The 23,897-nt window shown below is 39.6% G+C and carries 23 protein-coding genes and 1 tRNA gene; 9 read left to right on the top strand and 15 right to left on the bottom strand.

Annotated features, from left to right (window positions below):
* Positions 1 to 84 precede the first annotated feature (84 nt).
* From tsf to WBW42_RS06655, 5 genes are all read left to right on the top strand, one after another.
* Positions 85 to 960 (top strand): translation elongation factor Ts, encoded by an 876-nt coding sequence (gene tsf / locus WBW42_RS06675; protein ID WP_002118238.1) that lies wholly within the window; start codon positions 85 to 87, stop codon positions 958 to 960.
* A 65-nt stretch (positions 961 to 1,025) separates the two neighbouring features.
* A complete protein-coding gene (locus tag WBW42_RS06670) occupies positions 1,026 to 1,511 on the top strand; it encodes a DUF3465 domain-containing protein (protein ID WP_032055414.1) in 486 nt (161 codons plus the stop codon).
* Positions 1,512 to 1,616: 105 nt separating this feature from the next.
* Positions 1,617 to 2,441, top strand: a complete 825-nt coding sequence (locus tag WBW42_RS06665; protein WP_032055419.1) for an AraC family transcriptional regulator — start codon at positions 1,617 to 1,619, stop codon at positions 2,439 to 2,441.
* 88 nt (positions 2,442 to 2,529) lie between these two features.
* Complete coding sequence (locus WBW42_RS06660; RefSeq protein ID WP_032055420.1) at positions 2,530 to 3,246, top strand: AzlC family ABC transporter permease; 717 nt, start codon at positions 2,530 to 2,532, stop codon at positions 3,244 to 3,246.
* Between the two features lies 1 nt (position 3,247).
* The gene (locus tag WBW42_RS06655; protein WP_017386543.1) at positions 3,248 to 3,565 is read left to right on the top strand and encodes an AzlD domain-containing protein; all 318 of its coding nucleotides are present in this window, start codon (positions 3,248 to 3,250) and stop codon (positions 3,563 to 3,565) included.
* 43 nt (positions 3,566 to 3,608) lie between these two features.
* On the opposite strand, the gene WBW42_RS06650 is transcribed toward WBW42_RS06655, so the two are convergent.
* The 11 genes from WBW42_RS06650 to WBW42_RS06600 all read right to left on the bottom strand — a co-directional run bounded on the left by WBW42_RS06650 (position 3,609) and on the right by WBW42_RS06600 (position 12,769).
* Positions 3,609 to 4,058: an Mpo1 family 2-hydroxy fatty acid dioxygenase gene (locus WBW42_RS06650; protein WP_002118194.1), complete on the bottom strand. Its 450-nt coding sequence runs from the start codon at positions 4,056 to 4,058 to the stop codon at positions 3,609 to 3,611.
* Positions 4,059 to 4,631: 573 nt separating this feature from the next.
* Positions 4,632 to 5,243, bottom strand: coding sequence for a septal ring lytic transglycosylase RlpA family protein (locus WBW42_RS06645; RefSeq protein ID WP_002118141.1), 612 nt, complete (start codon positions 5,241 to 5,243; stop codon positions 4,632 to 4,634).
* Between the two features lie 289 nt (positions 5,244 to 5,532).
* The gene (mltB, locus tag WBW42_RS06640) at positions 5,533 to 6,534 is read right to left on the bottom strand and encodes a lytic murein transglycosylase B (RefSeq protein ID WP_005068218.1); all 1,002 of its coding nucleotides are present in this window, start codon (positions 6,532 to 6,534) and stop codon (positions 5,533 to 5,535) included.
* A 19-nt stretch (positions 6,535 to 6,553) separates the two neighbouring features.
* On the bottom strand, positions 6,554 to 7,696 hold the full coding sequence (gene rodA, locus WBW42_RS06635; protein ID WP_032055424.1) for a rod shape-determining protein RodA: 1,143 nt from the start codon (positions 7,694 to 7,696) through the stop codon (positions 6,554 to 6,556).
* A 126-nt stretch (positions 7,697 to 7,822) separates the two neighbouring features.
* Positions 7,823 to 8,473, bottom strand: coding sequence for a hypothetical protein (locus WBW42_RS06630; RefSeq protein WP_002118229.1), 651 nt, complete (start codon positions 8,471 to 8,473; stop codon positions 7,823 to 7,825).
* A 23-nt stretch (positions 8,474 to 8,496) separates the two neighbouring features.
* The gene (gene queF, locus WBW42_RS06625) at positions 8,497 to 9,309 is read right to left on the bottom strand and encodes an NADPH-dependent 7-cyano-7-deazaguanine reductase QueF (protein WP_014207239.1); all 813 of its coding nucleotides are present in this window, start codon (positions 9,307 to 9,309) and stop codon (positions 8,497 to 8,499) included.
* Positions 9,306 to 10,079, bottom strand: a complete 774-nt coding sequence (locus tag WBW42_RS06620) for an ABC transporter permease (RefSeq protein ID WP_002118099.1) — start codon at positions 10,077 to 10,079, stop codon at positions 9,306 to 9,308. The genes queF and WBW42_RS06620 overlap by 4 nt, the downstream gene beginning before the upstream one ends.
* The gene (locus WBW42_RS06615) at positions 10,076 to 11,011 is read right to left on the bottom strand and encodes an ABC transporter ATP-binding protein (RefSeq protein WP_002118101.1); all 936 of its coding nucleotides are present in this window, start codon (positions 11,009 to 11,011) and stop codon (positions 10,076 to 10,078) included. Before WBW42_RS06615 ends, WBW42_RS06620 begins: the two co-directional genes overlap by 4 nt.
* 117 nt (positions 11,012 to 11,128) lie before the next feature.
* Positions 11,129 to 11,205 (bottom strand) — tRNA-Arg (locus WBW42_RS06610).
* A gap of 103 nt (positions 11,206 to 11,308) precedes the next feature.
* Positions 11,309 to 11,938 (bottom strand): hypothetical protein, encoded by a 630-nt coding sequence (locus tag WBW42_RS06605; protein ID WP_078225148.1) that lies wholly within the window; start codon positions 11,936 to 11,938, stop codon positions 11,309 to 11,311.
* A 144-nt stretch (positions 11,939 to 12,082) separates the two neighbouring features.
* Positions 12,083 to 12,769 carry a putative quorum-sensing-regulated virulence factor gene (locus WBW42_RS06600; RefSeq protein WP_032055433.1) on the bottom strand — a complete coding sequence of 229 codons (687 nt, stop codon included), beginning with the start codon at positions 12,767 to 12,769 and terminating at the stop codon, positions 12,083 to 12,085.
* 249 nt (positions 12,770 to 13,018) lie between these two features.
* Here WBW42_RS06600 and WBW42_RS06595 point away from each other — a divergent pair, with 249 nt between their 5' ends.
* Positions 13,019 to 14,248: an alpha/beta hydrolase gene (locus WBW42_RS06595; protein WP_032055435.1), complete on the top strand. Its 1,230-nt coding sequence runs from the start codon at positions 13,019 to 13,021 to the stop codon at positions 14,246 to 14,248.
* 29 nt (positions 14,249 to 14,277) lie between these two features.
* Here WBW42_RS06595 and WBW42_RS06590 read toward each other — a convergent pair whose 3' ends face one another.
* The gene (locus tag WBW42_RS06590; protein WP_078225145.1) at positions 14,278 to 14,433 is read right to left on the bottom strand and encodes a hypothetical protein; all 156 of its coding nucleotides are present in this window, start codon (positions 14,431 to 14,433) and stop codon (positions 14,278 to 14,280) included.
* Positions 14,434 to 14,493: 60 nt separating this feature from the next.
* Between WBW42_RS06590 and glyA the strand changes: the two genes are divergently transcribed.
* Positions 14,494 to 15,747 (top strand): serine hydroxymethyltransferase, encoded by a 1,254-nt coding sequence (gene glyA, locus WBW42_RS06585; protein ID WP_002118126.1) that lies wholly within the window; start codon positions 14,494 to 14,496, stop codon positions 15,745 to 15,747.
* A 60-nt stretch (positions 15,748 to 15,807) separates the two neighbouring features.
* Here glyA and WBW42_RS06580 read toward each other — a convergent pair whose 3' ends face one another.
* The 3 genes from WBW42_RS06580 to adeF are packed head-to-tail and all read right to left on the bottom strand — an operon-like array spanning position 15,808 to position 21,699.
* Positions 15,808 to 17,280 (bottom strand): efflux transporter outer membrane subunit, encoded by a 1,473-nt coding sequence (locus WBW42_RS06580; protein ID WP_032055438.1) that lies wholly within the window; start codon positions 17,278 to 17,280, stop codon positions 15,808 to 15,810.
* Positions 17,281 to 17,292: 12 nt separating this feature from the next.
* Positions 17,293 to 20,472 carry a multidrug efflux RND transporter permease subunit AdeG gene (gene adeG, locus WBW42_RS06575; RefSeq protein ID WP_032055439.1) on the bottom strand — a complete coding sequence of 1,060 codons (3,180 nt, stop codon included), beginning with the start codon at positions 20,470 to 20,472 and terminating at the stop codon, positions 17,293 to 17,295.
* Between the two features lie 6 nt (positions 20,473 to 20,478).
* Complete coding sequence (adeF, locus tag WBW42_RS06570; RefSeq protein WP_032055441.1) at positions 20,479 to 21,699, bottom strand: multidrug efflux RND transporter periplasmic adaptor subunit AdeF; 1,221 nt, start codon at positions 21,697 to 21,699, stop codon at positions 20,479 to 20,481.
* Positions 21,700 to 21,899: 200 nt separating this feature from the next.
* Between adeF and WBW42_RS06565 the strand changes: the two genes are divergently transcribed.
* Positions 21,900 to 22,928 carry a LysR family transcriptional regulator gene (locus tag WBW42_RS06565; RefSeq protein WP_032055442.1) on the top strand — a complete coding sequence of 343 codons (1,029 nt, stop codon included), beginning with the start codon at positions 21,900 to 21,902 and terminating at the stop codon, positions 22,926 to 22,928.
* Positions 22,929 to 23,103: 175 nt separating this feature from the next.
* On the top strand, positions 23,104 to 23,889 hold the full coding sequence (locus tag WBW42_RS06560) for an ABC transporter substrate-binding protein (protein WP_014207231.1): 786 nt from the start codon (positions 23,104 to 23,106) through the stop codon (positions 23,887 to 23,889).
* Positions 23,890 to 23,897 lie beyond the last annotated feature (8 nt).

The following is a 23,897-nucleotide window of genomic DNA, read 5'->3' as shown; positions in this document are numbered from 1 at the left end:
GCGTCGAGAGTGCAAACGGCCCAGAGTTTCTTTGGGCCGTTTTTGTTGAAAAGATTTATTTTCTACCGATTTTAGGAGATCAACATGACTGCAATTACTGCAAGCATGGTAAAAGAATTACGTGACCGTACTGGTCTTGCAATGATGGAATGCAAAAAAGCATTAACAGAAGCGAACGGTGACATCGAGCTTGCTATTGATAACCTTCGTAAATCTGGTCAAGCTAAAGCTGCTAAAAAAGCTGGTAACATTGCTGCTGACGGTGCAATCACAATCGTTCAAGAAGGCAACAAAGCAATTTTAGTTGAAGTTAACTGTCAAACTGACTTCGTTGCTAAAGACGAAAACTTCTCTAACTTCTCTAAAGCTGTTGCTACTGCTGCTTTAGCTGCTGGTGAAACTGATGCTGCTAAAATCGCTGAATTAAAATTAGCAGACGGTCAATCAGTTGAAGAAGCTCGTATTGCACTTGTTCAAAAAATCGGTGAAAACATCCAAGTTCGTCGCGCGAAAATCGTTGAAGGCGAAAACTTGGCTATCTACAAACACGGTTTAAAAATCGGTGTTGTAGTTTCTTATACTGGTGATGCTGATACTGGTAAAGGTATTGCAATGCACGTTGCTGCATTCAACCCAGTAGCTGTAAATGCTGAAGCTGTTCCTGCTGACCTTATCGCTAAAGAAAAAGAAATTGCTGAAGCGAAAGCGTTAGAATCTGGTAAGCCAGCTAACATCGTTGAGAAAATGGTAACTGGTTCAGTTGATAAATACTTGAACGAAGTTGCTCTTGATCGTCAAATGTATGTAATCGACAACGACAAGAAAGTTGCTGATGTATTAAAAGCAACTGGTACTACTGTTGCTGAATTCGTACGTTTCGAAGTTGGTGAAGGTATTGAGAAGAAAGCAGAACTTAGCTTCGCTGAAGAAGTTGCTGCTGCTCAAGCTGCTGCGAAGTAATTCGTATCACAATAAAAAAAGCCCCATTGGGGCTTTTTTTATCTCAGTTAAAATAAGGGTATACAATGACAAATAAAAAAAATCTCAGTATTGCTGGTGTGATTATTTTATTGATTGCTGCGTATTTTGGTCTAGATTTATCTGGGCATAAGCAAAATCAATCACCATCATCAACTATACCCGCAGCTCAGCGTAATGAAACTACACTTTCAAATAATGGGGTGGACACTGTAAAAGCTGCTTATGAGCAGAGACAAAGTAATGTTCAAGTGCAGGGAAGTGGTCGAGTCAAAGCAATTTTAAGAGATGATAATGATGGGTCAAGACACCAGAAATTCATTCTAGTATTAAAAAATGGTCTTTCAATTTTGGTTGCACATAATATCGATTTGGCACCTAAAATTTCTAATCTAAATAAAGGTGACATCGTTGAGTTTTATGGCGAATATGAATACAACCCGAAAGGTGGTGTACTACATTGGACTCATCACGATTCACAAGGTCGTCATGAAAGTGGTTGGCTTAAACATGACGGACAGATCTATCAATAAAGCTCACGTGAACGTTTAATCAGATTATTTTCATAGAGCAATTTTGTTCTATTCAGTTTATTAAAACATGCTATGGTTTTTTTATTGAATAGATGAGACGTATTTATGCAGCGGGAGCAAGCCGATTATCTGCATGTGCGAGAGTTGGGCGGTTTAGAGTTATTAAAAGCACATTATCACCAAACACAGTTTTCAAAGCATACTCATGAAGGGTACTGTATTGGTGTGATTGAAGAGGGAGCACAGTCTTTTTTTAGGACGGGACAGCTACATGTAGCTCCTAAAGGCGATATTATTCTAGTCAATGCTGACGAGATTCATACTGGTTCATCGGCTGTTGAGTCAGGGTGGCGTTATCGAGCGATCTATCCAACACCTGAAATGTTAGCAGAAGTTAGCCAGGATTTTTTTGAAAATTCACATGGAGCACCATGGTTTCCTCAAGCCGTGATTCGCGACCTAGGTTTGGCTCAACAGCTTTGCTTACTTTTTGATTTATTAGAACAAAAAGATAATTTCCTGCTCAAAGAAACGATGTATTTAACAACTTTAGCTTGTCTTATGAAGAGACATGGTAAATCAAATCATACTTTTTGTGAGTTACCAGAAGCATATTCAAAAATATTAAGAGTTAAAGAATTACTTGTAGAAATGCCTGAAACAAACTTTTCTTTACAAGATTTGGCTGACATGGTCGGCTTGAGCGCTTGGCATTTCTTAAGGCAATTTAAAAAATATGTTGGTTTGCCACCTCATGCTTGGCTTGTACAAGCACGTTTACAAAAAGCAAGACAGTTATTAAAACAGGGGGACCAAATTGCCATAGTGGCACAACAATGTGGTTTTTCTGACCAAAGCCATTTTAACCGTCACTTTAAAAAAGCAATGGGCGTCACACCCACTCAATATGTAGTAAGTTTGAACATATAAATAAATTAGTTTTAAAGCAATTTTATCCAATATAAGTCGGCACTCATCAAGCATGGTATAGAGATGTTTCTTATATTGGATTTTATATATGAATATTCAGCTTAATCAGCCAGTTGGGTTTTCAAAAAATAAGCCATCCTATTTATTTTTACGTGGCGCAATGGATATTTTGCCCTTATCAATTTCTGTTATTCCGTGGGCAATCTTAGCGGGATCTATGGCAATTCATGCAGGATTATCTTTCTATAAAGCACTAGCAATGTCTGGGCTCGTCTTTGCTGGAGCTGCTCAGTTGGTTAGCTTAAGCATGGCTATGGAAGGTGCATCTGTTTTTACAATTTATTTGACTATTTTCTTTTTAACGGCTCAACATTTTATTTATGCATTAACTTTAAGAAATGACATTTCTATCTTATCTCTACCTAAACGATTGAGTTTAGGTTTTTTATTAACAGATGAATTGTTTGCGGTGAGTGCTCCATTTGAAAAAAGAAGTTCGGAATATCTGCTCGGAGCTGGACTGTGTTTTTATTTATTTTGGGTTGCTTTTAGTTTGGTGGGAATACTGCTGGCGACAGTGATACCTGATCTTTTAAATTACCATTTGGATTTTTCGATCGTTGCTATTTTTATTGCTATGATTGTGCCGTTATGTAAAGGATTTTCGGTCATAGCTGGGGTGCTAACAACTTGTTTAAGTGGGTTTTTATTTAAATTTTATCAAATTGAGGGTGCGATTTTACTTTCAGGATTGATGGGAATGTTGATTGCTGTTTTAACTGAAGAAATAGGTAAGGAGCAATAATATGTCTTGGTTTATGATTTTAGGCTTGGCAGCAATCGTCTTTTTTAATCGCTATTATTTTTTAGAACCTCACGTAAAAATTAAATTGCCGCTTATTCTGAATAAGATGCTTAACTATTCTGCACCTTGTTTGTTAACTGCAATTTGTATTCCAGTTATTTTTTTCGATGGTAATCATTTAAGAGGCGTGATAAATAATCCTTATATTTATGCAGCAATTTTTTGTATTGTGATTGCTATGTACCTAAAAAAAGTTCTTTTAAGTGTGATAGCAAGTTTAGGATTTTTTTATTTTATAAATTTTCTAATAAATTACTAACATGCAAAAGCTGAATCGGAAGGATTCAGCTTTAAATTCATCTTTAAGCAAGAGCTTGTTTTTGTCTGCTTTTCCATTTTGGTAAGATTTTTGAGAGATAAGCATCCATACACCAAACTGGTCCAATGAGTAAAAATTGTAAATCTTTAAAGAACGAGGGCTTTTTGCCTTCCACTTTATGTCCATAAAATTGTCCAACCCAAGCAATCACAAAAATAGCGATATAAAACCCGACTCCTACAGGTAGGGTATAAATGAGCCATGCCATAACAACAAGTAAAGCAGCCATTGCCACAGCAAGTACAAGATCTAAACGTGCATAAAATACTAAGGTCAACACAAGTAATAAAGCAGTAAGCAATGTGCTGAAATGTGCAATGATTCCAATAATAGAAAATAAAATGGCGGGAACGCAAAGCCAGTGAATTTGTTTATTGGTTGGATTTTGATGACTTTCGCTATATTCATCAAACCATTCAGTAATGGATTTCATTAGTAGCACACTCCTTGTTTTAACTTTGATTTATTTTTTGTGAGTATATTTTAGCCTGTTCTTGAGGATCTCGACAAGAAACTAACACTATTCAACTATAGGGAGCGTTGTATTAAAAAAACTAAGAAAGGGCAAATGAAAAAATAATGCGAGTGTAATTGACAAGGTGGACAATTCGACCACAAGAATGGGGCGATTTTTCATAATATTTTTTCTGTGTTGCTAGATGATGAAATCATCTAAAAAAGCGTAATTTTGAGATTGATGGGAAAATTGTATGAAAAAGCTCTACTCATCTACTCTAAAAACGCCATAAATAGCCTTTATTTTGGAAAAATGGTACTAGGGTAGCGCAAATTTAAAAAAGACGCTCTAAACGTAAATTAGACGTAAAATTAACTGGTATTAAATAAACATAGTTTTTTGTTTAAAAAATATTCAAATTCAGAGCTGGATAAGGGTCAAAAAAAGAGGATTTTTTAACTTTACGTTAGGAATTATTTTGATAACTTAAAATATAAAAAAGCCGCAGAAAAAATTGCGGCTTTTTACATGAACTCGAGAGGCTATAACTTATGAAGTTGGGCCATCAACACGCTCAATATTTACTTTAGCTGTACCAGCATTGGTAATACCAAGACGTTTAGCTGCACCGTATGATAGGTCAAGTACACGGTTGCCATGGAAAGGACCACGGTCATTTACTTTTACAACCACACTTTTACCATTGTCTTTATTCGTTACTCGAATGTAACAGTTCAACGGTAGGCTACGGTGAGCAGCAGTTAAAGCATTCATGTCGAATGTTTCACCACTTGCAGTTTTACGACCATGGAATTGGCGGCCATACCAAGACGCCATACCAGTTTGGCTAAACTTACGAACAGTGTTTGAAGCTACTGTGTTAAGTTTTTCAATCACTGAAGGCTCATCTTCAGGGATTTCAATTTTTGCTGCGATAGCTTGACGACGGATTTGATCGCCAGAACGTTCAGTGATTGAAAGACTGTTAATGTTAGAAAAACGAGAATTAAAGTTTTGAGTATCTTTACTCAATACACGTGCTGCTAGATTAGGACCATCTACATCACTGTTTAATGATGATGACTGCACCATTTCAGCGTGCAGTGGGGCCATACTTAAACTAGCCGTCAGTGCAAGAACGTATTTCAGCGATAACTGCATTTGTATAAACTCCTGAGAACATGTACTTTTTTCTTTCAGCCATTGACTGAAATTTAAAGTGAACATGCCTTATTATTCACTTTTGCAATTGCTATATTGGGGTGGATAATATTCATCGGTTACGGAGAGTGTCTAGTCTTTAACGAGAAATCTTTACAAAAAGGGCAAAAACTTACAGTTTTAGGTTGAAAAATAATCAATAATGTAACAAGTTATTAAAAATGTATGTATTGTGATCTATTTAACAAAAATATTTATTGACTTTTACATAAAGTATAAAAAAGCTAGCCTATCGGCTAGCTACTTCGGTGCCTAATAACCATACAGCAGTAGCGTACATGCGGCTCTTGTTATAAGTCGTAATCACTTGAAAATTCGGGTAAGTTAAATAGTAAATTGGTCCATTATAGTCTTGTAATTGAATAACATTCACCATATCGAGATCATCAATTTTAACTAAAGGATTCAATGGAGAAATACCGAGTGTCTTTAATGCACCATATGGGAAAGGTTGCGTTAAATCTTTAGCAATAATACTTTCTGGATTTGACCCAGTGTAACGAGCCATAAACCCGATCGGTTGGTCGCGTTGCCAACCTTGTTTTGCTAAGTAGTTTGCAATTGATCCAATAGCATCTTCTGCTGAGTTTCTTAAGTCGATATGTCCATTACCGTCATAATCCACCCCATATTTACTAATATTGCTTGGCATAAATTGTGGATAGCCAATCGCACCTGCATAGGAACCAACAATACTATTTGTTGGGTAGCCTTCTTTATAAGTCCAAGCAATAAGAGCAGCTAGCTCATCACCAAAATATTCAGCACGGCGAGGGTAGCCAAAAGCAAGGGTAGCTAAAGCATCACGTGTAATAAAAGAACCTTTATTTGCGCCATAACCTGTTTCAACGCCCAAAATACCTAAAATGACAGCTTGAGATACGCCATATTGTTGTTCTGCGCGATTTAACGCATCTGCATATTGATTTTTAAAACGGACACCACGTTGAATTGTGCCTTCAACCAAGAACATAGAGCGATAATCATACCAAGGCTTACTTTCACCCGGACGAGTCATAATATTTAGAATGTTTGGTAAATTTTTTGCGCCACTCATGGCTGCATCGACTTGATCGCTACTTAAGCCATAAGCATTCATCGTTTTTTGTTTAAAATTCAAATAATCAGGATGTGTTGCAAAATCGTTGGCCTGAGCGAAATGACTTGTACTGATTAAGCCAGTACACAAAGCGAGCATTTTTAAAGTTTTATTTAAGTGTTGAGACAACATATCGTTTTAAAATTCCAGATTATCGATGTGTATGAATGGACATGACTAAACCAAAGGTGGCCATTAAAGTAATAATAGCTGTTCCGCCATAACTCATAAAAGGTAAAGGAACACCTACTACAGGTAAAATACCACTGACCATTCCCGCATTTACAAATACATAAACAAAAAAAGACAAACCAAAGGCGCCAGCAACTAAACGTCCATAGTTATGGAAGCTTTGTAAACCGATCTGGAATGTTCTAAAAATAATGGCAAAATAAAGGACTACTAAAATAAGTACACCGATGAGTCCAAATTCTTCGGAATATGCAGCAATAATAAAGTCAGTATGTCCTTCGGGTAAAAAGTGTAAATGTGATTGGGTACCTTCAAGGAAGCCTTTACCTGAAAAACCACCAGAACCAATTGCAGTTTTAGATTGAATAATATTCCAACCCGTACCGAGTGCGTCTGCCTCGGGGTCAAGTAAAGTTAAAACCCTTTGGCGTTGATAGTCGTGTAAAAGAAATTCCCACGCAATTGGAATTACAATTGCTGCACATGCGGCAGCTGCACCAATCATTCGCCACGATAGTCCACTTAAAAATAAGACAAATATACCGCTTGCTAATACTAAAAGTGATGTCCCTAAATCAGGTTGTTCTGCAATCAGTAAAAAGGGAATACCAATTAACATTAAAGATAAAATAACTTGTGAAAAACTAGGGGGAAGAGGTTTTCGTGCTAAAAACCATGCAATCATCATCGGCATGCCGATTTTCATGAACTCACTGGGTTGGACACTTCCGAAACCGGGAATATCAATCCAACGCTGAGCACCCATTCGGACTTCACCGAATACCATAACTGCCACAAGCGAAAATAGGCCAAACAAATAAAAGTAGGGGGAAAACGCTTGATAGACCTTAGGCGGAATTTGGGCTAGACCAAACATCACTAAAAAGCCAATACCAAAACTCATGGCTTGTTTACTGACCAGCCCTACATCCTGCGCCGAAGCACTATATAGTACCGTTAAGCCTAATAGCGCATTTAACAGCAAAAATAGACATAACCACGGGTCAATGTGGAGTTGTTGCCACCTTGATGGTTGCATAGCGGTGCTAAGACCATCTCGAGGAGCTTGGCGTAAAAACTTATATTGTGGGCTAGGAGACATGCGGCGTTAACTAGGTCAATCAGTGCTTGGCGCATGCTAACATAAACCTGATTAATGGCAATGTATATCAATATTTTGCAATAAAAAAACCTAGCTCTCGCTAGGTTTCCGATAGGCTATTTCTTATTAGTTAAAGAATAGACTTTCGTGATATTCAGCCATCGCTTTTAGTTCAGTGCGATTTAAGCTAGGGATGAGTTTGTCGATCGCAATATGAACTGCTTTTGTTACAGCTGCCGCACCAATATCAGCTGCTTTACGCTTGATCATGCCAAGGTCTAATGTCTTATTAAAATCAGACATAAAATGTTTAACCATAGCATCTCCAAACTGTTTATACAGTTCAGCCAATGCAGCTTTATTGATATCGTTACCCGCCTTAAGCTCAGTGAAGTTATGCTGAAGATTAGTGACTAAGCTAGGATCTAGAGTTACACCTACTTTATATTGACCTTGTGGATCTTTAAATAAGCTTTTTTCAGAGAACTCTACTGACTGTTTAACAACATCGTTTGGCGCTTTGCTTAACAATTGTTTTAAAAGAACAGCGACTGTTGATTTGACATAGCCTGCTAGTTTTTCGGCAGTATCGCGCTTTTCACTTGCAGGGAAGTGCTGAACTAACTGAATTAAGACATTATCAATAATCTCTTCATTAAGTTGTAAAGCAATCTTATCGCGAAGTGGGTATAAAGGCTCACTAGAATTTTTGTTCGCAATTCCAGTTTGTATATCGTTCAATAAGCCTTCAGAAGGGGTAAAACCAAAAAACGGCATGGTGTATCCTCAAATTATTCGTTTTATTGTCGTGCCAATCGAATCGGTTTTGGCATCCATGAAAGATCCGATACTCGGCAAGGGTTAATATCAAGTCCGCCGCGACGAGTATAAGTTGCATAAACCATCAGCTTTTCAGGCTGCAAATTTTGCCAAATATCCGCAAAAATCTGCTCGACACATTGTTCGTGAAAGCCGTTATGCTGACGGTACGAGATAATATAAGCTAAAACACTACGATAACAAGGTTTTTTGCCCTTAAAACGGATAAAAACTGTACCCCAATCTGGTTGTCCCGTGACTGGGCAGTTACTTCTTAAAAGATGAGAATATAGTTCAATTTCGACTTCTTCATCAGACGCATCTCGTTTTAAAAGAGTCGCATCTGGATGTTGCTCTAAACGCTCTGGATCTAAGTCATCAATACAAATGCCTTGAGGTTTAGAAATCTCTAAATCATCTACTTGAAATAAGGTTAACTCAACTTTTGCACCGGCCGCAGCCGATAAGTCTTTTTCAACTGTTTCAATAAATGATTGTTTAGAGTCAAACTGTGTGAAGTTAAGGCTATTGAAGTAAAGCTTTAATGACTTTGATTCAATCAAATTTGGTGAAGAAGCTGGCAGTGTAATTCTGCCAATAGCAACTTGCGGGATAGCATGAGCGTTTAACCATGAAATTTCAAAAACATGCCACCAATCTTTACCTTGTGTAATACCTTCAATATGCGAATAGGCTTCACGAGACTGAGCACGAGCAATTGGAAATAAAACATCAGGTTGATAGTTAGTTGGATATTGAGTTTCTTTACCCAATAAAGACTGTTCGACACTCATTCACGCATTCCTGAACCACGAGCAAGTAAATAGTAGGCAATTCCGTAAAGTACAGCACAGCATAATGTCACAATGATTAAAGAGAACGTAACGTTCACGTCACTATGACCTAAAATGCCGAAACGGAAAGCGTTAACCATATACACAATAGGATTAATTAAAGAAAGTTTTTGCCAAAAAGGGCCAAGTGCACTAATAGCATAGAATACACCACCTAAATAGGTTAAAGGTGTAAGGACAAATGTTGGAATAATAGAAATATCATCAAATGATTTTGCATAAACTGCATTAATAAAACCACCTAATGAGAAAAGAACCGAGGTAATTAAGACTGTATATATAGTTACGAACCAGTTATGTATAAAGAGGTCTGTAAAGAACATGCTCATTGTCGTCACAATTGCTCCGACCAATACACCACGGCAAATACCACCAATGACATAGCCCCACAAAATAATATGTAGTGGTACGGGACTCATAATCAGTTCTTCAATGCTCTTTTGGAATTTCACACTAAAGAAACTTGAAGATACGTTAGCATAACTGTTGGTAATAACCGCCATCATGATGAGGCCGGGTACGATAAACTGCATGTAGCTCACGCCGCCCATTTGTCCAATGCGCGAACCAACCAAATTACCAAAAATGACAAAGTACAAACTCATCGTGATCGCAGGTGGTAACAAGGTTTGCGGCCAAATACGTAGAAATCGGCGTACTTCTTTACGAACTAGAGTCCAGAGGGCAATTTGCAGTTGGCTAAAATTCATTTTGCCTCTCCTTCAAGATTTTTCTCGACCATTTTGACGAATAGCTCTTCTAGACGGTTCGATTTGTTACGCATACTACGAACACGAATACCTTGTGATTCTAAAAGTTGGAATAAGTCATTTAATGTATGTGCTTTATCCATTGTCACTTCTAAAGTGCTGCTATCAATTAAGTTGAACTTCACACCAATAATATTTAACTGGAGTGGGGCAATGGGTTCTGCCAAATCAAAAATAAAAGACTCTTCACTCAGCTGGTTTAAGAAACTTTTCATGCTGGTGTCTTCTTTAATGACACCGCGGTCAATGATAGCAATTTGACGACACAACATTTCTGCTTCTTCGAGATAATGTGTAGTCAAAATAATAGAAGTACCGCTTTCGTTCATTTCGGTTAGAAAATCCCACATAGAGCGGCGTAATTCAATATCAACACCCGCAGTAGGCTCATCTAAAATAAGAAGTTTAGGTTCATGCATCATGGCACGTGCAATCATGAGTCGGCGCTTCATACCACCTGATAGCATACGTGCTTGTATATTGCGTTTTTCCCAGAGGCCTAGCTTTTCTAAATAATGCTCGGCACGTTTTTCTGCAATCTTTTTATGAATGCCGTAATAGCCAGCTTGGGTGACTAAAATATCGAACGCTTTTTCAAACTGTCCAAAGTTAAATTCTTGAGGGACAACGCCAAGTTGTTGTTTTGCCAAGGATGGGTGAGTGTCGAGATTGTGTCCAAAAATCTCAACTGTTCCTTCGGTTTTTTTCGTGAGGGAACTGATAATACCAATGGTTGTTGATTTGCCGGCACCATTTGGGCCTAACAACGCATAAAATTCACCTTCAGGCACAGTGAGGTTAATACCTTTTAACGCCTGAAAACCATTACGATATGTTTTGGACAAATCTCTTAAAACCAAAGCATCAGTCATGAAATTCTCACATTATGAAAGAGGGGTATATTTTGAGCGATAATGATTAATAAACCAAGTAAAATAGTCGGAATTTTATAAAATTGAGATAAATTTATGAAGTTATTATATATAAACTGGTGCGCCCGGCGGGAATCGAACCCACGACCCCAGGCTTCGGAAACCTGTACTCTATCCAACTGAGCTACGAGCGCACATGTGTGGGCCACATCATAGGAAAAAAACACCAATAGGTAAAGCACGAAATAGGTAACAAGTGGGTTTAATGCTTAATTAAACAGCAACTTGTTGTTTTTTTTAGATGCGTTGTTGAATAAGTTGAATTGAATAATTAATAGAATGGAGCGTATGTGCTAGCTCATTAGGCGGAATACGCGACTCCTGTAAGCTGGTAATCCATTGCATTTGGCACATTTTAAGCTCTTGAAGCGTTTTTATTTGTTCTATTTTCTGAATAAGTGGTTTTGCCATAAGCCCACAATATTGACTCAAGCTTTGCTTCATCAACTGTTGTATTTCTTCAAAAGAGAGCTGTTGAACTGGAATTGGTGGCTGGGTATTTTCAGTATTTGTAGATTGCAAAGATGGTAATTGAGTAACCTGAATTTCACTAACTATATTGTCACTTTTATTCTCATCTATAATATTTTTTTGATGAGCTTCTATTGTAGTTACGGATGATGGTGGGAAATATATTTGTTCATTTAATTCTGAATAATTTTCGCCAGAAGGAGCAATGAGTTTTAAGTCGATAAGCTGTTGAATAAGCTCTGGAGATGCAATACGTTTTTTAAATTCGCTATTTAAATTTTGAAAATCTTCGTGATCTATTAATAGTAGTAAACGTCTTTGTTTTGCATTTAAAGTAATGTTGCGTTGTTGAAGCGCGACTCTTCCTAAATTGGTTCGATAAAAACCAGCCATCATTCTTCCCCAAATAAAAAATAAATCAGACTGTCCAATTTTCTTGGTTGAACAGTACTGTTTTTAATAAAATATAAATGGGGTTAACGATAAAACTCAAAAATGACAATATGATGAAGAATTGATGAATATCATCTATTTAAGTCTTTAAAATGCGCCTTCTAACGCTTTACGTAAATAGACGTCAAGTTCATCTTGACGTAATAACCATTGAATATAGTCTTTAGGAAGTTCAGCAATTGCTGTGCCTTTATGCTTACCAAAATTAATAGTCGTAGGGATACGTGCTTCTTCAGAAACTCGGTAAAGCTCTTCAATGTCTTGAATATTTAAATGATAGACAATATGCATCAAAATATTAGCAGTCAAAATAATATCTGCATCGGCTCGGTGCGCGCCTTTGAGCAATTCTCGCGCTTTAACGCTGCCTTGAGAAATCATATAGATGAGTGCAGAAATATTATGCGCTTCTGCATCAGGCCAAGTTTTACGCGCTAAAGCTAGAGTACAAATCGGTTTGATATGAGAGACATCCACGCCACAACGAGCAATCGCGGCAATATCGTAATCAATATTGTGACCAATAATATAAGTTGTAGTCTCTGGCAATTTAAAAGTTTTATAGTGGGGCTGGTTTTCTAAATCTGACTCTAATATATGGTGTACTGCCATAGCCGCGTAAGAGATAGGTGCACTAACCTGATAAAGTTGATCAAACAATTTGCTCTTATCTAAGGTGAGCTTGCCTTCATTAATTTCAATTGGGGCATACGCAATTTCAATAGGCAAACCATTTAGTGTATGTGTTTCTGTATCTAAAATAATGGTTTGCATAACTGGCCCTTTAATCAATCACGAGTAATCAAGAATGTTAACAGTTGGCTACCCACTTTAAAACATGAAGTGAGGTCTGAGAGTAGCGAGAACGTTAATTTATATTAAAAATAAAGTTTTCAGAGATTAATTTCATCCAATAGAACTTGCGGAAAATAAAGATTAGGCGTAAATATTTTTAAGACATTAGGAAATGTTGATTAAAAAACTAAAGCAAAACAAAAATGGAATTTAAGGGAAGATATACCAATGAAAATGAACCTATTAATAACGAGCGTTCTTAGCACGAGTTTATTTTTAGTCGCTTGTGGAGGAGGGAGTAGTGATGATGGCCCAGCTCCTACTAATCCATCTGGGACTCCAACCAATAATATTCAAAATCCAGTCGTTAAAGTCGAGGCTTACACAAGCACCAACTTAGGATCAGTTGCCGCAGAAAGTAGTATTTTGACTTATAAAATGTTGGGTCAAAGTGGTCAAGAAGTGCAGGCAACCAGTTTGGTATTTACACCAAACACTCCACCACCAGTAGGCGGTTGGCCAATTGTGGTTTGGGCACATGGCACTACGGGTGTGGCAGATACTTGCGCACCAAGTAAGGCAGCTTTAGCAGATAGTACAAAAGATTTAATTAGTAAATTACTAGCTGCAGGTTATGTTGTGGTCGCACCTGACTACGAAGGTTTGGGTACCCCAGGCATACATCCATTTTTAAATATTAAAAGTGAGGCTTTTTCAATTACAGATGCCGTGGTTGCGGCACGTAATTATTTATCACAACGTAATTTATTAACCTCAAAAAAATGGTTAACAGTAGGACATTCTCAGGGTGGGCATGCTGCATTAGGTGCTGCACAATATGCGAGCCGTGCACAACTAGACTATAAAGGTACAGTAGCGGTAGCACCTGCTTCTAATCTAGGGGGTATTTTAGTAGATGGAGAGGCGCAAGTTGCGAATGCACCGATAGATATTAAAATTGCAACCTATGCACAGCTTGATACATATACAGCTTTGGTTACAGCTGGCATTCGCAACACACAACCTGCCTTTAATTATTCACAAGTCTTTACTTCACAAATTTCAAGTATTGCCGCACAAGCAGAAAACCTTTGTTCAGGACCATTGTATGGAGCCTTTTATGAGGGTATGAGTAATTATGCTAAAGACCATAATGGCACACTAGATGGCTTTACACGTACACAACCTAATTTTATGGCTGTGCCGTTAGTTAAAACGTTTTTGGAAAAAGATTCGCAGCCGTTACAAGTAAAAGTCACTACTCCAATCATCATTTATCAAGGGATAGCTGATCCTACAGTACCTAAATTAGCAACTGATCTATTGATATTTAATGCCACTACCTTAGGCACTAAAATTAATAGTTATGTGACGGGTAACTGGGACCATGGCACGGTGATGAGTAATAATGTAGATAATATTGTTGGAAATGTTCAGTCTTTACTGGCAGCTCAATAGAGTCATTGATATTTAATACTTTTTTAGTATTAGCGAGAGCTAAAATTAATGATAGAGAAATTTAAAATATAAGCTTTAAACGAGCTTTTTAATTGATTTATAAACAATGGCTCATTTTTTATAAAACTTGAGCCATTTTTATTTAAAACTGAGCTAACTTCATTCTGTTTAATTATAAAGTTCATGCTACAATATGCCGCAATCTTAGCACGGCTTAAAAGCCCTAATTTATAGGACCCCCGCTAATGTTTGCCAATATTTCCATTTCTGAATTTGATCCAGAATTAGCTCAAGCAATTGCTTCTGAAGGTGAGCGTCAAGAAGCACATATCGAGTTAATTGCATCTGAAAACTATTGCTCTCCTGCTGTGATGGAAGCGCAAGGATCAAAACTTACGAACAAATATGCAGAAGGTTATCCAGGCAAACGCTATTATGGCGGTTGCGAGTATGTGGATATCATTGAGCAAATGGCGATTGATCGTGCTAAAGAACTTTTTGGTGCAGATTACGCAAACGTTCAACCACACGCTGGTTCACAAGCTAACTCTGCTGTTTATTTAGCGCTTCTTAACCCGGGCGATACAGTTTTAGGTATGAGCTTAGCTCACGGTGGTCACTTGACTCACGGTGCAAAAGTAAGCTTCTCTGGTAAAACTTATAATGCAGTTCAATACGGGCTAAACGCTGAAACTGGCGAGATCGATTACGAAGAAGTTGAACGTTTAGCGTTAGAGCACAAGCCACGTATGATCGTTGCTGGTTTCTCTGCTTATAGCCGTGTTGTAGATTGGCAACGTTTCCGTGACATCGCGGACAAAGTTGGCGCTTACCTTTTCGTCGATATGGCTCACGTTGCAGGTCTTGTTGCTGCTGGTGTATATCCAAACCCAGTTCAAATTGCTGACGTAACAACAACGACGACTCACAAAACACTTCGTGGTCCACGTTCTGGTTTAATCCTTGCGAAAGCGAATGAAGAAATTGAGAAAAAACTTCAATCAGCTGTATTCCCTGGTAACCAAGGTGGTCCATTAATGCATGCGATTGCTGCTAAAGCAATCTGCTTCAAAGAAGCTATGTCTGATGACTTCAAAGCTTACCAACAACAAGTTGTGAAAAATGCTCAAGCTATGGCTGAAGTATTCATCGCTCGTGGTTATGATGTTGTTTCTGGCGGTACAGACAACCACTTGTTCTTGTTATCTTTAATCAAGCAAGATGTAACTGGTAAAGATGCAGATGCTTGGTTAGGTGCTGCTCACATTACTGTGAACAAAAACTCAGTTCCAAATGACCCACGTTCTCCATTCGTGACTTCTGGTATCCGTATCGGTACTCCAGCAGTAACAACTCGTGGTTTCGGTGAAGCTGAAGTTCGTGAACTTGCTGGTTGGATCGCTGACGTGATTGACAGCAAAGGTGACGAAAAAGTTATTGCTGACGTAAAAGCGAAAGTTGAAACTGTTTGTGCAAAATTCCCTGTATACGCACAATAAGTTGTAAATATAAAAAAAGCGCCGTATGGCGCTTTTTTTATCAAGTTAATTAGATAAGAATTAACTTTTAGATTTTACCGATGACTCGGCATTATGCCAGCCACCACCTAATGCACGGATTAAATTTACACTAGCCATCATTCTAGTGCCGTTAAGCTGTGCAGAAAGTTGTTCTTGTTGCAAAATAGTCCGATCCGAATCAATCACATCAAGATAGCTAATAGCACCTTCTCGATAACGTAAATGAGACAGTTGATTTGCATGACGAGAAGAGGAGAGTGCTTGATTTTGAGCTTGAATTTGCTGATCAAGTATTCTTTGATCTGATAAACCATTTTCAACTTCGCGAAATGCATTCAACACAGTTTGGCGATAGTTTGCCACGCTTTCTTCATAGGCAGCTCGTGCTTGAGCAACTCCAGCCTTACGTTGTCCACCGTCAAATAATGGCAAAGATAAAATAGTACCTGCCACTGGACCAAGTAAGAATGTACGGCTCGACCATTTACCCAACTCACCTAAACTTGATGATTCATAACCGAGTGCACCTGTTAGGTCCAGTTTTGGGAAGAAAGCAGCACGTGCAATTCCAATACGCGCATTATCTGCTGCCATAGCATGCTCGGCAGCCGCAATGTCAGGTCGTCTTTCAAGTAAAGCCGAAGGTAAACCTGCTGGCAGACGAATGCTGTTTGCAGTTAAAGGTTGAACTGCCAAGCTAAACTCAGCAGGTGTTTTGCCTAATAATACTGCAAGAGCATGCTCTGCATTGGCTCTGTTACGAGCAATATTTAATGCATTGGTTTGTGCTGTAGCAAGTTCGGTCTGTGCGCGAGAAACATCTAATTCACTGACTAAACCATTTCTAAAACGTGTTTGAGCTAAGTCGCGTGTCTCGCCAAGCAGTTTAATAGTGCGATTATAAATTGCTTGTTCAGCATCAAGCTGACGAATGAGAAAGTAGCCTTGGGCAACATCTGCTTGTAAGGCTAAAAGCGCCGATTGATATAGAGCTTCTTGTTGCTGTACATCAGCTGTTGCTGCATTGACACTACTGGCAATACGGCCAAATAAATCGAGCTCATATGAAACATTGGCTTGAGCACGCCATAAGGTCTGTGCAGACGTATGAGCATTGTCATCTAGACCCAATGAAGCGGGAGAAGGTTTTTGACGAGTCGGTCCAAAGCCAGCACCAATACTTGGCAAGCGTTCAGCTTGTGCTGCTGAACGTAACGCACGTGAAGCTTGAATATTAGCCGCTGCCGCTTTAAGGCTCTGGTTTCCAGAAATGGCTTGTTGTTCGAGCTCATTCAATTGAGCATCATTAAAAACACGCCACCATTCACCTCGAACCTGCTGATCGGCAGGTTGGGCAATCTTCCAGTTATTGTCTTCAAGTTTAGGGTCAGACTCTTTAAATTTGACGGGAACTATGACCTTTGCAGGTTGATATTCCGGTGCCAAAGAGCAGCCTGCAAGCAGGCTTCCCATGAGTGAGGACAATAATAAGCTTTGTTTTGCTGTAGCCATTAAATGTCCTCCTTAATGATCATGTGGGGTAGATAAAGGTGCTTCATGAATTGCTGCCGAATGCAATTTATGTTTGCTGTTCAATGTGCGAATCAGGACATAAAAGGCAGGGGTTAGGAACAAACCAAACAGCGTTACACCGATCATGCCGAAGAACACTGCAATACCCATCGCATGACGCATTTCAGAACCTGCACCAGTTGAAGTAACCAGTGGTACGACACCCATAATGAATGCAATAGAAGTCATTAAAATTGGGCGTAAACGTAGACGACTTGCTTCAACTGCCGCTTTGAATGCAGTCGCACCTTGCATTTCGAGTTCCCGTGCAAACTCAACAATTAAGATGGCATTTTTACAAGCCAGCCCGACAAGCACCATCAGACCAATTTGGGTAAAGATGTTGTTATCTCCGCCTGTTAGCCAAACACCTGTTAGAGCCGCCAAGATTCCCATCGGTACAATTAAAATGACTGCTAAAGGCAAAGTTAGACTTTCATATTGAGCAGCTAAAACCAAGAACACAAGTAATACGCTAATTGGGAATACCCAGAGTCCTGCATTACCAGCCAAGATTTTTTGGTAAGTTAAATCTGTCCATTCAAACTTGATACCACGTGGTAGAGTTTGAGCAGCAATACGTTCAACCGCAGCTTCAGCTTGGCTAGATGAATAACCTGGGGCAGGGCCACCGTTAATATCTGCTGAGGTATAGCCGTTATAACGAACGACCATTTCAGGACCATAGGTTTGAGTTACATTTACCAATGAAGATAACGGCACCATTTGTCCCGCACTGTTTCGGGTTTTAAGCTGCAAAATATCTTCAGGGTTAGCACGGAAAGGAGCATCTGCTTGTGCTCTAACCTGATAAACACGTCCAAAGCGGTTAAAGTCGTTAACGTACTGAGAGCCTAAATAAATCTGCATGGTGTTGAAAACATCTGTCACGGCAACACCTTGTTGCTTGGCTTTCACACGGTCCAGATCTACATTTAGTTGAGGTACGTTAATTTGATAACTTGAGAACATTGGACCAAGTTCAGGGGCTGATTGTGCTGCTTTCATAAAGTTTTGTGCAGCATCATTCAAGGCTGAATAGCCTAAGGCACCTCGGTCTTCAAGTTGTAGTTTAAAGCCGCCCATGGTCCCTAAACCCATCACTGGTGGTGGTGGGAAAACTGCAATATATGCATCTTGAATAGCTGAATATTTCTGGTTAAGAGCACCAGCAATTGCATTGGCAGATAAGTCTTTAGCCTTACGTTCGTCGAATGGCTTTAAAGTCACAAAGACAATACCTGCGCTAGAGCTATTAGTGAAACCATTAATTGAGAGGCCAGGGAAGGCAACGGCACTTTCTACACCAGGCTGTTTAAGTGCAGTGTCACTCATTTTACGAATCACCGCTTCAGTACGATCTAATGAAGCGCCATTTGGTAGTTGAGCAAAGCTAATCAAGTATTGCTTGTCTTGAGCGGGCACGAAGCCACCCGGAACAATATAAGAAATCCCAACGGTTAAGCCTAACAGTGCTGCATAGACACCCATTGCTGATGCTTTATGGGAAATGACACGACTTACACCTTTACCATAGTTGTCTGACGCACGTGTAAATACACGGTTAAACAGCGCAAAGAAACGTCCAAATAGACGGTTCATAATGCGTGTTAATGCATCAGGTTTAGCATCATGTCCTTTTAGTAACATGGCTGCCAAAGCAGGAGATAGGGTAAGGGAGTTAAATGCCGAAATGACCGTTGAAATGGCAATGGTCATGGCAAATTGTTTATAAAATTGTCCCGTTAAGCCTGTCATAAAGGCAAGAGGTACGAACACGGCAACGAGCGTTAAGGCAATGGCAATAATCGGTCCGCTCACTTCTCGCATCGCGCGATAAGTTGCATCTCTTGGGCTTAAGCCTGCTTCAATATTCCTCTCGACGTTTTCGACGACGACAATCGCGTCATCGACCACAATGCCGATGGCAAGTACCATCCCGAACAGTGATAGCGCATTGATTGAGTAACCAAAAGCGAGCATGAGCGCGAATGTACCAATAATTGAAACTGGTACAGCAAGCAATGGAATGATTGAGGCACGCCATGTTTGTAAGAATAAAATAACAACCACAACAACCAGTGCAATCGCTTCAAGTAAAGTATGAACAACCGCTTTAATACTGGCACGTACGAACTGAGTCGGGTCGTACACAATGTCGTATTTAATTGAAGATGGGAAATCTTTTGAAAGCTCCTTCATCGTGCTACGCACTTGATCGGAAACTTGTAAAGCATTAGCACCCGGTGCTTGGAAAATTGGAATCGCGACTGCTTGTTTGTTGTCGAGTAATGAACGTAAGCCGTATTGTGAAGCTGCGAGTTCAACACGAGCAACATCACCCAATCGGGTAACCGCACCATCTGGTGCAGTTTTTAAAATGATATCTGCGAATTCTTGTTCAGTCGTTAAGCGGCCTTGAGCATTGACTGAAAGCTGTAAAGGTGAATTACTTGGTGATGCACCGATTGTACCCGCTGCAACCTGAATATTTTGTTCACGGATTGCATTCACAATTTCGGTCGCGGTGAGGTTACGCTGTGCTACTTTTTGCGGGTCGAGCCATACGCGCATCGCGTAGTCACCAGAACCAAATAATCCGACTTCACCAACTCCTTGTAAACGCGCTAAACGGTCTTTCACGTTGAGTACCGCATAGTTACGTAAGTAGGTCATGTCATAGCGACTATCTGGTGAGGTCAGATGCACTACCATGGTTAAAGTCGGTGAGCTTTTTAAGGTAGTAACACCTAAACGCTGTACGTCTTCAGGTAAACGAGGCATGGCCTGAGACACACGGTTTTGAACCAGTTGTTGCGCTTTGTCTGGGTCAATACCTAGTTTAAAGTTCACCGTAATGGTTAGGTTACCGTCGCTGTTTGCTTGAGATTGCATGTACAGCATGTCTTCAACGCCGTTGATTGATTCTTCAAGCGGAGAGGCAACGGTTTCAGCAATCACTTTTGGGTTTGCACCCGGATATTGAGCACGTACCACCACAGATGGCGGAACAACTTCTGGGTATTCAGAAATCGGTAACTGGAATACCGAAAGCAGACCGGCGAGTAAAATCAGTACTGATAACACACCAGCAAAGATCGGCCGATCAATAAAAAATTTAGAAATATTCATATTTGATTAACCTTTTGCCGGAGTTGATGTTTTATCTGTTGGCTGAGGTTGAGAGGTAGTACTGCTAGCAGTGATTTGTGCATTTGGCATAGGAACGAGGTGTGGGGTCACAGGGTCACCCGGACGAATCCGTTGTAAACCGTTCACTACAATACGATCACCCGCTTGTAATCCGCTATTCACGATTTGCAAACCATCTTGTTGCGCACCGAGTTTTACTTCACGGTAGGCTGTCTGATTTTTAGCATCAACTACTACGACAAAGCGTTTATCTTGATCGACCCCAACTGCGGTTGGGCTAATCAGAATTGCTGAACGAGGTTGACCACCGCCTAAACGGATTCGTGCATATAGGCCCGGTAATAAAACTCCGTTTGGATTATCAAAAGTCGCACGAACACGAATCGTGCCTGAGGTTGCATCTAGGTTATTGTCAATTGAGTTGATGGTACCTTCACGAGAGAAACCAGTTTCGTTGGCAAGTCCCATATAAACAGGAACTTGTGCAGAATTACGCTGGTTACTGATGTATTTCAGGTAGGTTTGTTCATCAACATCGAAAGATGCATAAAGGCGAGATACAGATACTAAACTTGTTAAAACCTGTGCTCCGTTACCTGCAGAAACTACATTGCCGACGGTCACCTCGGCACGGGAAATTCGACCGCTGACAGGCGCAGTAATACGGGTGTACTCTAGATTTAAGCGGGCAGATTGAACTGCTGCTCTAGCTGCTTGTAGGTTGGCACTGGCTGAGCGTGCATCATTTTGAGCTAAATCTAGCTCTTGACGTGAGACAGCATTACTTTGAATTAAACGTTGAATACGAGAAAGATTAGAACCCGTATAAGTGACTTGTGCTTCAGCTGAAGCGAGTTGAGCTTGGGCACGATTCAGTTCTGCCTCGAAAGGCCGTGGATCAATGGTAAAAAGTAAGTCGCCTTTTTTTACGAGACTGCCATCTTTGAAGTGAACGGCAATGAGTTTGCCGGAAACTTGGGGTCGAATATCGACTTGATCAATGGCTTCTAAACGACCGGAGTATTCTTGCCAGTCAGTAATGGTTTTGCTGATGACATTAGAAATATCAACAGTTGCAGCTTGTTGGGCAGAGGTCGGTGCAGCTTTTGCATCGGCATTTTCATGTAAAAACATAAAACTGCCTCCTGTTGCTAAGAGGGCAACAAAGATGGCAGACAGTGCGAACTGTTTGCGGGAAAATGACATGAGGTGCTCCTAGTTATTTGGATACCTGTTTTCAGACTTTTAGTTTTGGTCCGTATGGGAGAAACAGGGTTTATGGGATGGACGGAGCATAAAAGTTTGTCAATCACGAATAAATATATTAAATTCGATAACACTATTCGTATTTTTATAACAATTGATGTGTTTGATTAAAAAATGCATTGATTGATAGGAGTGTGCGTGTGGATCTATTTCATGCCATGAAAGTATTTAACAAAGTTGTCGAAACAAATAGTTTCAGTTTAGCGGCTGACAGCTTAGGCCTACCGCGTGCTTCAGTGACGACAACCATTCAGGGTTTAGAGAAACATTTACAGGTTCGATTGCTTAACCGAACAACCCGTAAACTTAGTTTGACACCGGATGGAGCGGTTTATTATGAGCGTACTTCGCGAATTTTAGCTGATGTCGAAGATGTAGAATCAACTTTTCATGATTCGGAGCGTGGACCACGAGGAAGACTGCGCATTGATGTTAAAGCTTCAATCGGGCGGCTGATTCTGATTCCGATGCTTTGTGATTTTCATGCCAAATATCCTGACATTGATTTGGTCATAGGAATGAGTGATCGTCCGGTCGATTTAGTTCAAGATGCGGTGGACTGTGTCATTCGTATTGGTCAATTGAAAGATTCAAGTTTGGTTGCACGTCGTATCGGAACAATTCAGTGTGTGACTGTAGCTGCACCACGTTATTTGATGAAGCATGGGGAACCTAAAACCATTGAGGATTTACAAAAACATCAGGTCGTGCATTACTTTAATAGCCGTACAGGACGCAATATCGACTGGGATTTCATGGTGAACGGTGAGATTCATAGCGTTGGTGTGAAAGGGCGTGTTTCTGTCAATGATAGCGATTCATATATTGATTTGGCAGTGCAAGGTTTTGGCTTAATTCAATGCCCATATTACATGGTAGCCAAACATTTGGAATCTGGAGCGCTTAGGGAAGTACTGACTGAATGGTTGCCTGCACCTATGCCAATATCAGTCGTTTACCTACAAAATCGTCATTTATCACCTAAAGTTCGAGTCTTCGTAGATTGGGTGGCTGAATTATTTGCAGGTTGTCCTCTATTGAGTGGTTGTTCAATGTCATTGGATCAAAAATGTGAATTTGCCAGTGCTAAAGAACATAACCATGAATACACCATTCGGACATTGGTTGAAAATGAAAATATGGCGGAAGCTTATACACTTAAAAACTAATTTAAAATTTGAGTGATTTTTCAACATTTAAACAGTTAATACAATCCATTGTTAGAACACCTTCATAAATCCTTAATTTACTGGTATAGAAATTGCAATTATTTCGGCAGAAGAGTAATTTAGAAATTGCTCAAGTTTTTATCACCTTATTAGGATTTTAAGGAGAAGCTTCAAGATGGCAAGCTTTATGAAAAAAATGTTCGTTTCAACAACCTTAGTTTTGGCTGCTGTTGCAACGAATGTTCAAGCAAAGGATTGGAAGGTGATTCGTTTTGGTACTGAGTCGTCTTATGCGCCGTTTGAATATAAAACACCAGATGGCAAGTTAACTGGTTTTGATGTTGATTTGGGTAATGCGATTTGTGCAAAACTCAAAGCCAAATGTGTTTGGGTTGAAAACTCTTTTGATGGGATGATTCCAGCACTTAAAGCGAAAAAATTTGATGGCATTCTTTCATCAATGACAGTCACTGATGAGCGTGCAAAACAAATTGCATTTAGTAGCAAAATCTACAATACACCAACCCGTATGGTTGCAAAAAAAGGCTCGCCGTTATTGCCTACCGCTGCCTCTTTGAAAGGTAAACGTGTCGGTGTACAGCAGGGCACAATTCAAGAAACTTATGCTAAAACCTATTGGGCGCCAAAAGGTGTAACGGTTGTACCTTATCCAGTCCAAGATTTGATTTATCAAGACATGATGTCAGGTCGCTTGGATGCAACTTTACAAGATGCAATTATGGTTGACGGAGCTTTCTTAAAACAACCAAAAGGTAAAAACTTCAGTTTTGCTGGTGGTAATGTGGTTGATGCAAAAACACTAGGTGTAGGCGCAGCTATTGGTTTACGCAAAGAAGATGCGGATTTAAAAGCCAATATTAATAAAGCACTCGCTGCAATCATTGCAGATGGTACATACAAAAAACTCGAGAAAAAATATTTCTCCTTTAGCATTTACTAATGATGTGA

It is taken from the genome of Acinetobacter sp. LT1 (genome assembly GCF_059800965.1).
This window is presented reverse-complemented; position numbering and strand designations above follow the sequence as displayed.